Below are 12,653 nucleotides of genomic sequence, written 5' to 3'. Positions count from 1 at the left end.
AGGAACTTATCCATGTATGAAAATTTATTGCCCCGCTTTTTACGCTACGTTAAAACAGAAACACGTTCAAATCCAAAAAGTACAACTACCCCTTCAACACAAACACAAGTAGATTTTGCACAAACGTTGAAAAAAGAATTAGAAGATCTTGGTATGGCTGATGTTACTTACAACGAAGCCAATGGTTTTGTGATTGCTACGTTGCCAAGTAATGTAGCAAAAGACGTTCGTTCAATTGGCTTTATTGCACATATGGATACAGCTGATTTCAACGCTGTAGGTGTAAATCCTCAAGTGATTGAAAACTATGATGGAGAATCAACAATTAAATTAGATAAAGAAGGAAAATTCACCTTAAATACGACAGATTTTCCTAATCTAAAAAATTATAAAAACCAAACGTTAATCACAACAGACGGTACAACATTACTTGGTGCAGATGATAAGTCTGGTATTGCTGAAATTATGACAGCAATGGAAATCTTAATCAACAATCCAGAAATTAAACATGGCAGAATCCGTGTGGCGTTTGGCCCAGATGAAGAAATCGGTGTTGGCGCAGATAAATTCGATGTAGAGCAGTTTGATGTTGATTTTGCCTATACGATGGATGGCGGTCCAGTTGGTGAATTGCAATATGAAACATTCAATGCGGCTCAAGCAGAGATTACGATTCAAGGAAAAAATGTTCACCCTGGAACAGCAAAAAATACGATGATTAATGCCTTGCAATTAGCCATTGATTTTCACAACCAATTACCGGAAGACGAAGTGCCGGAAAAAACAGATGGTGCTGAAGGATTCTTCCATTTAGCTGAAATGAGTGGCTCACCAGAAGAAGCAAAAATGACATATATCATCAGAGATCATAACCGTGAAAGATTTGAAGCACGAAAAGAGTTGATCACTAAAATCCAAGCAACAATTAATCAAAAATTTGATCAAGAACGTGTTCAAATCGATCTGTTTGATCAGTATTATAATATGGGTGAAGTAATCAAAAAAGATATGAGCATTATCGAATTAGCAAAAAATGCTATGATCGAATTAGGTATTAAGCCGTTGATAGAACCTGTACGCGGGGGAACGGATGGGTCAAAAATTTCTTATCTAGGGATTCCAACGCCTAATATTTTTGCTGGTGGTGAAAATATGCATGGACGCTTTGAATATGTATCCTTGCAAGCAATGGAAAAAGCAACAAATGTCATTGTGAAAATTGCTGAAAATAATGCCAAATAATGGTTATCGATGGTAAAAAAGATCATAAAGAGTAAATGCCAGGGTATATGAAGAAGCGTTTTACTCTTAGAAATAAGAGGGAATTCACGAAAATTGCTTTTCAAATTTTTGTGAATTTCAGCTTATTTAAAAAGGTGTTGTTTGTATTTCTACCGTTTATTTTAATTCTATGCGACTGAGGAGGCAAATCAATGGAAAATGTAATGATTCTTTTTAACGAAACATCTGGTAAAGATAAAGGGAAAGAGTTAGCAGAACAATTTGTGACCTATGCCAAAGAGCAAGGGAAGACAGATGTGCACTTTCTATTAGAGCAAGTTGGACCAGATTGCGATGGCGCTAAAACAGTTGAAAAGGCAAAAAAAGAAAAGATAGACACGCTTATTTTTATCGGTGGTGATGGAACGATCAACCATAATATTGCTGATTTCAAAAATGAACTCCCTCATTTAAATGTAGGTTTATTGCCCGGTGGGACGGTTAATAATATGGCAAAAGTTTTAACTATTCCAACGAAATTTGAAGAAGCAGCAGATGTGATTTTAGCTGGTCATACTAGAAAAATCGATTATGGAACAATCAACGATCAGGTTATTGTTAGCACCATGACAATCGGTATTTTGGCTGATACTGCAGCTCGAATCAGTCAAGAAGATAAACAAAAGTATGGTAAATTGATTTTTATAAGAAATTTTTTCAAATTACTAGCCAAGAAAAAAAGGTATCGTCTAGAAATAACTGCAGGAAAAGAACAATGGCAAGGGAAAACCCAACTTGTAACGATTACAATGACGAATTCAGTTGGTGGTTACACAAACTTTGATGATTCAGCGTCACCTGATGATGGACTGTTTCATTTGACGATTTTGCCTAAATTAAATTTCTTTAAATTAGCTTTTTATTTACCTAAAATCATTTCTGGAAAAATCTATGACATTCCAGGAATAAAATACTTGACTGCATCTGAGGTTATGATCAAAAGCAAAGGAGAGAAAAAAGTTGGTACACGAGTCGATGGTGATCCTAGTGAAGACCTACCGATTCAGATGAAAGTCATCAAACGTGGGATGACGGTTTTTGTGCCTGCATCGTAGAAAAATTTTTCCTGTTGTTTGTTGAATTAACTTTACATGATCGACTCTTTCAAGGTATTCTATTAGAAGAACGATGTTGGAGGATGAGAAATGAATGGGTTGTTAAAACATTTACCTTGGATTTATTTATTAATTGTAAATATATCTGAATTTTTTGCAATGTATTTTGATAAAAAGCGTGCGGAAAGAAAAAAATGGCGCGTGCCTGAATTTGATCTGTTGTTTATCGGAGTGATCGGCGGTGGTATCGGCGGTTTGTTAGCACAGCAACTTTTTCATCACAAGACCAGAAAGTTCCGCTTTTATTTTTTCTTTATTTTTGGTACACTAGTGGCTATTGCCATGATTTATTTTAGTTATAAACGATAATCGTGAATACGAATTTAGTGGGGAGAAACCATGAAACGCAATTCAAAAGCAAATGTTTTATTGAACATTGGTTTGTTAGTTTTATTGATCGGTATCATTATCTATGTGATGGATAATTCTTTGAGTGATATCTTTGGTCAATTGATGCAAACAAGTTGGGTCGTTGTCGGGATGGTTGTTTTGTTGGGAGTCCTATATCAAATAGTCGAAGGACGTTCCATCAAAGAAATTGCGTCTTGTTTTCAGAACGATTTTACAACAAAAGATGGTTTTTTTACCTCTTGTTATGTCGCATTTTATCGTGTGATTTCATTTGGTACAGGAACGCTACTGTCAGAAATCTATTTTTATAAGAAAAAGAAGCTGTCTATCTCTCAAGGCATAGGTGTTACAGCACTTCACATGATTATGTATAAGGTGGCTGTTATTTTTCTATCCGTCCTTGGATTAGTCATCCAGTTTTCTCTATTTTACGAACGCGCGCCCAAAATGATTCCCTTTATCTTAGTTGGTGTTATTTTAACTTTTGCCATTATTTTTTCATTGCTGATTCTTTCAAGTAGCATCAACTTACAAGTGTTTCTTGTTAAATGGACGAACAAACATTTTAAACGCCAAGGATTACGCGATTGGGTAGATAAAGCGAATATGCAGATTTATTCATTGCGTGAAACAGTTCAGACGATTACCAAAGACCGCTCGGCGATGATCCGAATTTTTGGTTGGAATGTAGCGAAGTTACTCTTTTGGTATGTGATTCCTTATCTTGTTTTGATTGAAAATCATCCCAATATTGATTTTTTATTGGTGGTATCATTTACTAGTTTCTCAGTCATTTTATCGGGAGTATTTCCCACACCAGCAGGAATTGGCCCTTTTGAATTTGTTTACTTGCTACTATTTAGACCTTTAGTTGGAACGGTTGACGCAGTTTCATCATTGTTGTTGTATCGTTTTGGTAGCTTTGTTTTACCTTTTCTAATTGGTTTTGGTTATGTCTTGATTGAAAAAAGACAAGAGATCAAAAAAGAACTTCATGTTGTACGAGAAGAAAAAAAGAAAAATGTAGAAGAATGACCTGAGTTTGGGATAGAAGCCGTCAAATTTTAGTGGTTTAGCCCTTAGAACCTGATGTAATCGAAGTTAAGCGTAGTAGTTACTTCTGCACCTAGCGCTTCTTCGTTTTTCTGTCCCCTTTCACAAAACACAGAGTGCAAAAAATGCATTATGTGTTTTTTTTATAAATAAAAATCCTCTCTTAAAAAAAGTTATTGCACTTTTTTTAAAACAGGTGTACCATTTAATTAGTACACTAGTTCTGGATCAATCAAAATGGAGGTAAAATGATGGATTTCCTTACAGATCGACCAATTTATCTACAAATTATGGATTTTATCATTCAGCAAATTGTTTCTGGGTCCTTACAACCAGGTACAAAGGTGAAGGCAGTTAGAGAACTGGCGGTCGAGTTAGCAACGAATCCTAATACGGTACAACGAGCGTTACAAGAATTAGAGCGAGAGAATATCTTATATTCTAAAAGAGGGTTGGGACGTTTTGTAACGGAAGATGCTGAAAAAATCAGTCAATTAAAGTCACAAACGATAGATCAAGTGATTGAGGATTTTTTGGCGGAGATGAAAAAATTTGGTTTGACACAAGATCAAGTAAAAGAGGTACTTGAAGAATATACTCAAAGGGAGAACAAGTAATGAAAGAGTTAGTCAAAATCGAACAGTTAAGTTACCGTAAGGGAAAGAAGCAAATTTTTACCGAGTTGAATATGTCTGCTTCGTTAGGCAAGATTATTGCATTGATTGGGGAAAATGGTTCTGGGAAAACGACGATTATGCGTCTACTTTCTGGATTAGCATTAAATTGGAAAGGGCAAATAATGATTGATGATTGTGTGGTTGGGACAAAAACCAAATCATTTGTGGCGTATCTAGAAGATCAAAATAGTTTTCCAGCAAATCAGCAATTAGAAGAAATTATTTCATTTTATGATCGTTTTTATACAGATTTTGACAAACGGAGAGCCTATGAACTGCTGCGTTTCATGAATTTGAATGAGTCAGAAAAAATAGGAAACTTGTCAAAAGGGAATGCCGAGAAATTTGCATTAAGTATGACATTGGCAAGAAAAGCTAAACTGTACTTACTAGATGAACCGTTAAGTGGTGTTGATTTACTATCAAGAGAAAAAATTATCCAGTCTTTACTACAATGGTTTGATGAGGAAAGTACGATTATTATTACGACCCATCAATTAAAAGAAATAGAGAATATCATCGATGAAGTGATGTTTTTACGTGATGGACAAATTATTCTTCATGAATCTTTAGAAGCAATCAAAGAAGTTAAACATAAGGATTTGGAAGGATTATATCGTGAGGTGTATGAAATATGATAAACATACTTCCTCATCTGTTAGCAAAGAAACATATATTACTTTATAGCAGTACCTTTGTTGTAACGGGGCTTTTAGGTTTAGTTAGTATACTGAATGTTGAGCAACGTTCTACGGAATTAAGCTTTGGATTGTTGTTTTTTTCACTGGTTTTTTATTTTATTCTCTTTTTTGTGGTTGAAACGAATCGTATCTATCAATTTTTTCAAACCATTCAATTTCGTTTGTTGCCAATAAGTACCCAGAGGCTTTATCTGTACAATGTGTTGTTCAGTCTCATGATTGGTGTGCTGTTTTTTATAGGAAATATGATTGTTGGAGTGATTGTTCAATTTCTTTTAGTAAACGTAGATGTTTATTTGCTAATGACTTGGCAAGAGTTTTTAATCACTGTATTAGAGATGATCAGTTTGTTTTTATCGATTCAATTTATATTTTATCTATCACTTGTTTTCCAACGATGGGTTCAAAAGAGCATTCGTTTATATCTTGGTATTGGGTTGTTTCTTTTATTAGGGTTGTTACTCAATCATTTGTCTTTTTTTATATCAAAAATAAGCAAAGACTTTTTAGTGACCGTTTTTGGTGTTAGTCAAAAAAATCTAGTCATTTTATCCCTTCAATCAATAAGTATTGTTGGCTATTTTATTCTTACGACGTGGATTATTAACCAATTTATAGAAGCGGAGGGGCGCTAAATGTGGTCTTTATGGAGAGAATTCAGTAAAGAAAGCCGTGGCTTTTGGCTTTTTAGCGGGACTAGCTTTTTCATTTTTAGTGGGTATATGTTCTATCGACTAGGGATTCAAAAAGAATCACTTACAGGTATCCCTCAGGTGCTTTTAGTGGTATTACTTTTTTTCTTGTTTTTTCATCTTGTTTGGGAATTATCGCGTCAAACAAAGGCATGGAGAGAAAGTCATTATCGTTTACTGCCGATTAACGTTGGAACGTTTTATTTCAGTAATATCTTGTTTAGCTGCGTTACAACGATGGTTTTATTACTTATTTATTATAGTAGTTTTGTTGTTCTAATGTTGGGGTTAAAGCAACAATTAATGATGAAAGAATTTCAAGAATATTGGAAACATTTGTTAGTTGGGGGGTATTTTTTTCTATCGTTGTCTATTTATTTTCAGTTTGTTTATTTATTGAGTTGTACACTCAGCGAACGAGTGAGTAGAAAATTTCAAAAACTGACAAAGTATACGTGTTTTTTTGTTTTTATCATTCTGGAAATAATAATGAGTAATAAGCTGTTAACCATTTATAGAGAGAGCAAGTTTGTAGGAGCCTATCAAATCGAGTTTAAAGTAGGATATGTTCCGTTGTATTTGTCCGATGTGTTGTTTGATGTTATTACACTTAGTTTAAGTAGTATAGCATGTATTTTTATTTTGAAGAACTATATTGAAGCGGAAAGAAGGTAAGTGAATGAGACATGAACAAGTATTAAATGTAGAGAATATTTCAAAGCGTATAGGCAAAAAGAGGATTATTAATGAGGCTTCTTTTAGTGTGGATAGTGGAAAAGTCACAGGCTTATTAGGGCCAAATGGGGCAGGAAAAACAACGATTATCCGTATGTTGGTCGGATTGATGAGTCATGACAATGGGACAATTCAAATAGCTGGGCGCTCTCTTTCAACTGATTTTAAAGAAGCAATGACTCATGTAGGAGCGATTGTTGAAAATCCAGAATTTTATAATTATATGACTGGACGGGAAAATTTAAAGCAATACGTAAGAATGTCATCAAAAACCATTACTAATGAAAAATTAGATGAAGTGATTCGCAGTGTGCATTTGGAAAATAACATCGATCAAAAAGTAAAGACCTATTCTTTAGGGATGCGTCAACGACTAGGTGTGGCTCAGGCTATTTTACATCAGCCTCATTTATTGCTGTTAGATGAACCGATGAATGGTTTAGACCCAAAAGGGATGAGAGAGTTTCGTGAGATGATCCAAGAGCTAAAAAGCCAAGGTGTGGGTGTCTTGATTTCTAGTCATCAATTAAGTGATATGGAATTATTATGTGATGATTTGGTGATTGTTCAAAAAGGAGAAATTACGTACGTTGGGCCGATGAATAATCCAGATGAAGAACAGGCATTTGTTGTTTTAATTGAAACAGATCAACAACAACAAGCGTTGACCTTTCTGGAGGAAAAAGAATATACCGTCGTCATTGATGGAAATTACCTTAAAGTTGAATTACCTGAAGACTCTCGAACAACACTTGTCAAACTACTAGTGGAAGCTGGCATCGGTATCAAAGAAGTAAAAGTTCATGTAGATTCTCTAGAAGAGAACTTCTTACGTTGGACAGAAGAAGGAGGATTATAAGATGAGCGCATTAATAAAAAACGAATGGATCAAATTGATCAAGAAAAAATCATCATGGATCATGTGGCTTATTTTAGTCGCAATGACCTTTGGGTTGACCTTTATAGTTAGATCAACAGCTAGAACAGAAAATGGGGAGGTTATGGTGAAGGCCAACGATCTCTTTGCTAGCTTAACGGAGATGACATCATTTCTTAATTTATTTGTAGTGGTTGTTGCAGCGTCGATCGTAGCCGAAGAATTTAGTCGAGGAACCATCAAATTTTTATTGATACGCCCTTTTACAAGGAGCCAAATACTGTTTTCCAAATTTATTGTTAGTTTAATATATGGAGTTATTGGAACAGTTGTTTTATTTATCAGTAGTTTTGTCTCTGCAAATCTACTATTAACATCAGAGTCACCTTTAGCTATTGTGGAAGGTTATCATGGTTGGAACGCATTGCAAGTTGCTGGAGCATATGCAGGAGCGAACCTATTACTAATTCTTTTGTATATTACAATCACGTTATTTATCTCGGCAGCGATTCGCTCTCAAAGTTTAGCTGTAGGTGTTGGTTTAGGTGTGTTATTTGGCAGCAGCATTATTAATTCATTTTTGACTGTATTACTTAAAAAGTATGAGTGGTTGAAATGGAACCCATTTAATTTGTTAAGTATCAAAAATGCGATTATGAACAATAGTGGTGCTGAAAATGGGTTGAGTTTTTGGCAAATGGCAGGTGGTATTTTGGTTTACAGCTTAATTATTTATGTAGGAATGCAATTACTATTCAAAAAGAGAGACGTCTCGTTAAGTTGATAAAATATTATTAAACGGGAAAGTAGGAGAAAAAATGAAATTGGTGTTGGAAAATGTATGTAAAAATTTTGAAGGAAAATCGATTATTGAGCATGCAAGTTATACTTTTGAAAAAGGAAAAATTTATGGATTGTTAGGTAGAAATGGCGCTGGAAAAACAACACTATTCAATTGCATATCAAAAAATCTATCTCTAGATGTAGGACAGATCCGTTTAGGGGAAAACGAAGAAATGCAAACAGATTACGAAAACACAGATATTGGATTTGTTTATACTATGCCTCATTTACCAGCATTTATGACAGCGACTGAATTTGTCAAATTTTTTATCGATATCAATAAAGAACGGATTCAAGAACCTAAATCCCCACAAGAATATTTAACGACTGTCGGTATTAAACCGGATGATCAGCATCGATTGTTAAAGGATTTCTCTCATGGTATGCAAAATAAAGTGCAAATGCTCGTTTCGTTAATTGTTCAACCGCCAGTTTTGTTATTAGACGAGCCATTAACGTCGTTTGATGTGGTTGCTGCTCATGAAATGAAAGAGTTAATTTTAAAGGCAAAAAGTCAAAGTATTGTAATTTTCTCTACACATATTTTGCAATTAGCACAGGATTTGTGTGATGAAGTTGTTTTACTTCATCAAAAAAAGCTTACCGGCGTTGATTCAACTCGAATTCATGAGAAGGATTTTGAAGAAGAAATAGTACAGCTATTATCAGAGGCGAACGATTCAAGCGCTGAGAAAATGGAGGGGTGAAAGATGGACTTGTTTTTTACCTATCTACGAAACTATAAATACTTTAAATTAACTCGTGTGACTAAAAAGATAAACGCCTTAATTTATTTTCTAAAAAAAATTCCATTTATCGGAGAAAAAATCCCGATGTACCTATACAGTTATTATCCTGTAAAACAAGCAATAGCAGTTGTTGGCTTTTTATTTGGGGGAGCATCTAGCATCATAAATAAATTTTTCTGGTTGACCATATATATTACAATTGCGGCATTTATAGAAAGTTTGAATACCCAAGAACCTTTTTTGGCCGTCTTCTTTGCATTCAGACCAGGCGTTTTTCTACATGGATTGTTTCTCTGGTTGGTTTTGACTGTGTTATTTTTCGGGTTTTATGGTCAGTTTACGCTGATTATAGATAAAAAAATTATTGATTTTTATGAAGAATTTCTTTTGTCTAGAACGATTGTTGTTAGAGGAACCATGCTACTTGATAGTAGTTACCAAGCTCTAGTTTATATTCCAGCCGCTCTTGTTTTAGGCGTATTATCTGGACAGATAGTACCTGTGGTTATCTTTGTTCCTTTGAGCTACCTAGGTAGTCAATATTTATTTCTATTATTTGGGCGTTTAGCGTATGCGTGGCGTTTTACTAATTTAAGAAGAAAACTAGTTGGAACACTGATTGGGGTATCTATACTAATATTTTGCGGTTGGGTTGAATATTATGGCTTTGTATCATTTATTATGTATGCTCTTTTGTCGTGGTGGGGACTGTTATTCCTACTTATTTTCTTTATCGGAAGTTTGAGAGGTTTGCTTAGATTCAAAGATGAGAACGATTTTTTACTGTTTTGGTTGGAGCGTGCGAGTCTAAATTTAAAAAGACTAAATGATTTTTCCAATACAGAAAATCAATATTTAAATCAAGGCTTTGCGATGCAGAAAAAATTGGTTGTAGCTACGGATCAAACATTCCAACAATTATCTGGTAGTCAGTACTTAAATGCCTTGTTATTTAGTCGTTACCGTTCGATTTTAAATAAATCCTTAGTTTTTCGTTTTTATTTTATTATTGCTGCTTGGATAGCCATCGTTTGCGCTAGTCTATTTGGTGTATTTGCCAAGACGGAAGGGGAGGAACTTATCCAGACATTACCCATCTTATTTTTTATCATGTACTTAGCTACATTTGGTAAAAAGGTTGTTCAGATGGTGTTTGTTAATTGTGATGTTTCAATGTTGTACTATCCATTTTATCGTGAAGCTAGAACAATTATTACTGGGTTTAATTATCGCTTTAAGCAGACCTTTTATTATAATAGTGTGATTTCAGCAGGGATTTTTAGTTGCTATGTGCTTTTTCAACTAATGAATGATTTTATTTTGGATTGGCAATTTTTTGGCGTATTGTTGCTGCTTTTAGTTGCTTTGTCGCTTTTATTTTCTTTCCATGAACTATTTGTTTATTATCTAGTTCAACCATTTACTGGAGATATGGAAATTGTTAGCCCTCTATACAAAATTATTGCAGGTGTTTTTTATGGAATTTCATACGCTAATTTACAGTTAGGTTCAATTGGTTATCGCTATGTTATTTTAGTATCTCTGATTAGTTTAATCTATGTGACAATCGGTTTTGTTGTTGTCTATAAGAAAGCACCAAAAACATTTAGAATTAAACATTGACTGAAATTGGGGTAGAAACGATTGTTTTTGAAGTCTTCAATTTTTAGTGTATGCACCTGAAATTATAAAATAACGATTGTTTCATTAGAAGAGCTCTTGTGAAATTCAGAAAGCTGATAATGTCTTTTTAAAGATGTTTTCAGCTTTTTTTGCAAAAATAAATAGATACAAAGGATGTTTTATTAGAAAAGATAGTTGTTTTCTGATTAATCTAATAAATTGCTGATAAAATCGATATTTATACAAATGAAAGCTTGTTTAAATGGATAAAAATGATTATGATTAAAAGGATATTTTATCTTTAATTATGATTAGGAGTGTTTTGATGGAACAAAAGCAGTTACGATGGTTTACCGTTGGTCTGATCGCTTTTAATATGGTCTGGGGCTTAGGAAATGTCGTGAATAACTATGCACAACAAGGAATTTCTGTTGTGACATCATGGGTTTTAATTTTGGTCTTATATTTTATTCCTTACGCATTGATCGTAGGACAACTTGGTTCAACCTTTAAAGACAGTAGTGGAGGAGTAAGTTCGTGGGTTCAAAATACGAGTACGAAACGTTTGGCTTATTATGCCGCATGGACGTACTGGGTTGTACATATCCCTTACTTAGCTCAAAAACCTCAACTAGTATTGATTGCTTTTGGTTGGGCAATTCAAGGAAATGGCGATATCGTCAATAATTTTTCAGTCGTTGGCATTACCTTGATTTCTTTAGCTATTTTCTTAATATTCTTACTTTTATCTACTAAAGGTTTAATGACCTTAAAAGTGATTGGTGGAATGGCGGGAACAGCGATTTTTGTCATGTCGATGTTATTTATTTTATTAGCAGTAGGCGCACCAATGATGAATTCAACAGTTGAATTTGCTACGCCTAACATGGATAAAATCAGTACGTATATTCCTAAATTCGATTTTAGTTACTTTACGACGGTGTCCATGCTCGTTTTTGCAGTAGGTGGAGCGGAAAAGATTTCTCCTTATGTAAATTCAATGAGAAACCCAGCGAAAGAGTTCCCTAAAGGAATGATTTTCTTAGCTTCAATGGTTGGTGTTTCAGCGGTTTTAGGTTCATTTGCGATGGGAATGCTTTTTGCAAGTAATAATATTCCAGAAGATCTAATGGCCAATGGTGCCTATACAGCCTTTCAATTGCTAGGTGAATATTACGGTGTTGGGAACTTGTTAATGATCATTTATGCAATCACAAATGGGATTGGACAAATTTCTGCGTTAGCATTTTCAATTGATGCACCCTTACAAATTCTTCTAGCTGACGCTGATCCAGAATTTGTACCAGCAGTTTTACGTAAAAGAAGTAAAAAAGGGACATTGATTAATGGGTATCTTTTAACAGGTATCTTGGTAAGTATCATCATCGTATTACCAATGTTTGGTATCGACAACATCAAAGAATTAGTGAAATGGTTGACTAATTTAAATTCAGTTGTAATGCCGATGCGTTATCTATGGGTATTCTTTGCCTATATGATGCTGAATAAAGCGTATAAAAATTATACGTCTGAATACAAATTTATAAAACATCCAAAAATTGCGTTTGCCTTTGGTTTATGGTGTTTCTTATTTACAGCTTTTGCTTGTATCTTAGGAATGGTGCCAAAAGTAGATTTTGCGGCAGATCCTAAAGCATGGTTCTTCCAATTAGCTTCTAATATTATCACGCCAGTTGTGTTAATTTTATTAGGTATGATACTGCCAGCTCTTGCGCGCCGTGATAAAAAGAAAGCAGCGATTAATTAATGGAAGACGAGGTTGGGACAGAAGTGTTTAACTCCGAGAAATGAGAATGGATTCAAGAAAATTGCTCTTCAAATTTTTGTGAATTTCAGCATATTTCCGAAGGAGTTGCTTCTGCTCACAACATTTATTCGGATTCCTCAAGTATAGGATATGACTCGTAGAGTCATATCCTATACTCTTTTTTGTTT

General features: G+C 34.4%; 13 protein-coding genes. All 13 read left to right on the top strand.

Annotated features, from left to right (window positions below; translation table 11 throughout):
• The first annotated feature begins 12 nt into the window (after nt 1-12).
• Nucleotides 13-1,242 (top strand): peptidase T, encoded by a 1,230-nt coding sequence (gene pepT, locus A5880_RS01970; RefSeq protein WP_086331539.1) that lies wholly within the window; start codon nt 13-15, stop codon nt 1,240-1,242.
• A 191-nt stretch (nt 1,243-1,433) separates the two neighbouring features.
• Nucleotides 1,434-2,336, top strand: coding sequence for a diacylglycerol/lipid kinase family protein (locus A5880_RS01965; protein WP_086331538.1), 903 nt, complete (start codon nt 1,434-1,436; stop codon nt 2,334-2,336).
• Between the two features lie 90 nt (nt 2,337-2,426).
• Entirely contained in the window at nt 2,427-2,705 is a 279-nt protein-coding gene (locus A5880_RS01960) for a DUF1294 domain-containing protein (protein ID WP_086331537.1), read from the top strand.
• Between the two features lie 30 nt (nt 2,706-2,735).
• A complete protein-coding gene (locus A5880_RS01955; protein ID WP_086331536.1) occupies nt 2,736-3,782 on the top strand; it encodes a lysylphosphatidylglycerol synthase transmembrane domain-containing protein in 1,047 nt (348 codons plus the stop codon).
• Between the two features lie 269 nt (nt 3,783-4,051).
• Nucleotides 4,052-4,417 carry a GntR family transcriptional regulator gene (locus tag A5880_RS01950; protein WP_086331535.1) on the top strand — a complete coding sequence of 122 codons (366 nt, stop codon included), beginning with the start codon at nt 4,052-4,054 and terminating at the stop codon, nt 4,415-4,417.
• On the top strand, nt 4,417-5,115 hold the full coding sequence (locus A5880_RS01945) for an ABC transporter ATP-binding protein (RefSeq protein WP_086331534.1): 699 nt from the start codon (nt 4,417-4,419) through the stop codon (nt 5,113-5,115). The genes A5880_RS01950 and A5880_RS01945 overlap by 1 nt, the downstream gene beginning before the upstream one ends.
• A complete protein-coding gene (locus tag A5880_RS01940) occupies nt 5,112-5,813 on the top strand; it encodes a hypothetical protein (RefSeq protein ID WP_086331533.1) in 702 nt (233 codons plus the stop codon). The genes A5880_RS01945 and A5880_RS01940 overlap by 4 nt, the downstream gene beginning before the upstream one ends.
• Nucleotides 5,814-6,545, top strand: a complete 732-nt coding sequence (locus A5880_RS01935; protein ID WP_086331532.1) for a hypothetical protein — start codon at nt 5,814-5,816, stop codon at nt 6,543-6,545.
• 4 nt (nt 6,546-6,549) lie between these two features.
• On the top strand, nt 6,550-7,464 hold the full coding sequence (locus tag A5880_RS01930; RefSeq protein ID WP_086331531.1) for an ABC transporter ATP-binding protein: 915 nt from the start codon (nt 6,550-6,552) through the stop codon (nt 7,462-7,464).
• Nucleotide 7,465: 1 nt separating this feature from the next.
• Complete coding sequence (locus A5880_RS01925) at nt 7,466-8,266, top strand: ABC transporter permease (RefSeq protein WP_086331530.1); 801 nt, start codon at nt 7,466-7,468, stop codon at nt 8,264-8,266.
• A 34-nt stretch (nt 8,267-8,300) separates the two neighbouring features.
• The gene (locus A5880_RS01920; protein ID WP_086331529.1) at nt 8,301-9,032 is read left to right on the top strand and encodes an ABC transporter ATP-binding protein; all 732 of its coding nucleotides are present in this window, start codon (nt 8,301-8,303) and stop codon (nt 9,030-9,032) included.
• Nucleotides 9,033-9,035: 3 nt separating this feature from the next.
• Nucleotides 9,036-10,697, top strand: a complete 1,662-nt coding sequence (locus A5880_RS01915) for a hypothetical protein (protein ID WP_086331528.1) — start codon at nt 9,036-9,038, stop codon at nt 10,695-10,697.
• A 325-nt stretch (nt 10,698-11,022) separates the two neighbouring features.
• The gene (locus A5880_RS01910; RefSeq protein ID WP_086331527.1) at nt 11,023-12,465 is read left to right on the top strand and encodes an amino acid permease; all 1,443 of its coding nucleotides are present in this window, start codon (nt 11,023-11,025) and stop codon (nt 12,463-12,465) included.
• Nucleotides 12,466-12,653 lie beyond the last annotated feature (188 nt).

Source organism: Enterococcus sp. 4G2_DIV0659, from assembly GCF_002140715.2.
GTDB lineage: Bacteria > Bacillota > Bacilli > Lactobacillales > Enterococcaceae > Enterococcus_L > Enterococcus_L mansonii.
The sequence above is the reverse complement of the archived record's forward strand: the minus strand, read 5'-3'. Positions and strand labels throughout refer to the sequence as shown.

Excerpts from the sequence above, each read along its gene's own strand:
- pepT (WP_086331539.1), top strand. The coding sequence starts at position 13 with ATGTATGAAAATTTATTGCCCCGCTTTTTACGCTACGTTAAAACAGAA.
- A5880_RS01965 (WP_086331538.1), top strand. The coding sequence starts at position 1,434 with ATGGAAAATGTAATGATTCTTTTTAACGAAACATCTGGTAAAGATAAA.
- A5880_RS01960 (WP_086331537.1), top strand. The coding sequence starts at position 2,427 with ATGAATGGGTTGTTAAAACATTTACCTTGGATTTATTTATTAATTGTA.
- A5880_RS01955 (WP_086331536.1), top strand. The coding sequence starts at position 2,736 with ATGAAACGCAATTCAAAAGCAAATGTTTTATTGAACATTGGTTTGTTA.
- A5880_RS01950 (WP_086331535.1), top strand. The coding sequence starts at position 4,052 with ATGGATTTCCTTACAGATCGACCAATTTATCTACAAATTATGGATTTT.
- A5880_RS01945 (WP_086331534.1), top strand. The coding sequence starts at position 4,417 with ATGAAAGAGTTAGTCAAAATCGAACAGTTAAGTTACCGTAAGGGAAAG.
- A5880_RS01940 (WP_086331533.1), top strand. The coding sequence starts at position 5,112 with ATGATAAACATACTTCCTCATCTGTTAGCAAAGAAACATATATTACTT.
- A5880_RS01935 (WP_086331532.1), top strand. The coding sequence starts at position 5,814 with ATGTGGTCTTTATGGAGAGAATTCAGTAAAGAAAGCCGTGGCTTTTGG.
- A5880_RS01930 (WP_086331531.1), top strand. The coding sequence starts at position 6,550 with ATGAGACATGAACAAGTATTAAATGTAGAGAATATTTCAAAGCGTATA.
- A5880_RS01925 (WP_086331530.1), top strand. The coding sequence starts at position 7,466 with ATGAGCGCATTAATAAAAAACGAATGGATCAAATTGATCAAGAAAAAA.
- A5880_RS01920 (WP_086331529.1), top strand. The coding sequence starts at position 8,301 with ATGAAATTGGTGTTGGAAAATGTATGTAAAAATTTTGAAGGAAAATCG.
- A5880_RS01915 (WP_086331528.1), top strand. The coding sequence starts at position 9,036 with ATGGACTTGTTTTTTACCTATCTACGAAACTATAAATACTTTAAATTA.
- A5880_RS01910 (WP_086331527.1), top strand. The coding sequence starts at position 11,023 with ATGGAACAAAAGCAGTTACGATGGTTTACCGTTGGTCTGATCGCTTTT.